This window comes from Mesorhizobium sp. M4B.F.Ca.ET.089.01.1.1 (assembly GCF_004022605.1).
Classification (GTDB): domain Bacteria; phylum Pseudomonadota; class Alphaproteobacteria; order Rhizobiales; family Rhizobiaceae; genus Mesorhizobium; species Mesorhizobium abyssinicae.
The window spans coordinates 1-1,294 of sequence record NZ_RZOS01000846.1; the positions used below are offsets into that span (position 1 = coordinate 1).

General features: G+C 68.9%; 1 protein-coding gene and 1 pseudogene. Both read left to right on the plus strand.

Translation table 11 applies throughout. From position 1 onward, the window contains the following. Positions 1–745 (plus strand): OmpA family protein (locus EN780_RS34445; RefSeq protein WP_145971034.1); only part of this gene is annotated, 745 nt, incomplete at its 5' end. Continuing rightward, a pseudogene (locus EN780_RS34450) lies at positions 742–1,294 on the plus strand (chemotaxis protein MotC); the annotation flags it as partial. The gene EN780_RS34445 and the pseudogene EN780_RS34450, both read left to right, overlap by 4 nt.

Here is a 1,294-nt window from a genome sequence, read left to right on the forward strand (position 1 = left end):
GGTCAAGGCCGTGCCGCCGGCGCCGCCGGTCATCGACGCGCCGCTCGAGCCGCTGGCGAAGGGGGCGCCCGACAAGGCGGATGCCAAGCCGGAGACGGCAAAGGCCGAAGCCGCGAAGGGCGAAGCCGCCAAGGCCGAGGCCGCCAAGGGCGAAGCTGCAAAAAGCGAAACAGTGACAAGCGAAACCGCCAACGGCGAGAAGGCCGAGACCGCAAAGCCGGAAGCCGCGAAGGCCGAAGCGGCGGCAAAACCAGATGTCGGCGAAAAGGCGCCGAGCGCCGCCACGGTCCAGGCCGCGGCCGAGGTCAAGCAGCAGCTGGCCGAAGCTTTCAAGCCGGGCGACAAGCTGCATGACGGCGTCTCGGTCGAGGCGACCGACAAGGGCGTCGTCATCTCGATCACCGACCAGTTGGATTTCGGCATGTTCGAGATCGGCTCGGCCTTGCCGCGCCGCGAGCTGGTGCTGGCGATGGAAAAGATCGGCCATATCGTCAACAGCCAGAAGGGCACGATCAGCATCAACGGCCATACCGATTCACGGCCGTTCCGAAGCGACACCTACGACAATTGGCGCCTGTCCACCGCGCGCGCCCATTCGGCCTACTACATGCTGGTGCGCGGCGGCGTGGACGAGCGCCGCATCACCGAGGTCGCTGGCTTCGCCGACCGCCAGCCGAAGGATCCGGCCGATCCGCTGGCGGCCGCCAACCGGCGTATCGAGATTCTGATGGCGACCGGCGGATGAAAGCTGCGACCGTCATCGGCCGCGCCGTCGGCCTTCTGCTGCTGAGCGCCGCAGCGCCGTCGGCGAGCTTTGCCGACGAGGCCCTGCAACCCTACCAGCTGGTGCGCTCGCTACAGCTCGTGCAGGACCGCATCGCCGCCGGCGACCACGCGGCGCTGCCGATGCAGGCCAAGCTGCTCGAAATGACCGATGCGCGCCTGCGCGCCGCCGATGCCGGGGATTTCAAGGAACCGAAGAACTTTCGCGCCCTGCTCGTCTACGGCATGAGCGGCGGCAATCCCGTGACTGTCGAGGCAGCCGCCTCGCGCGCCGAGACCGACCCGCGGAGCCTGGCCGTCGCCAAGGGCATCATCAGCTACCTGAACGGCCGTCCGGCCGAGGCGATCGAAACGCTGAGGCCGATCGATCCGATGGCGCTGCCCGCCGACCTCGGCGCCTTCCTTGCGCTGGTCAAGGGCTCGCTGCTCGCCACCGACCAGCCGGCGGCGGCCCTCGCTTTGCTCGACGACGCCCGGCTGCTCAGCCCGGGCACGCTGGTCGAGGAAGCGG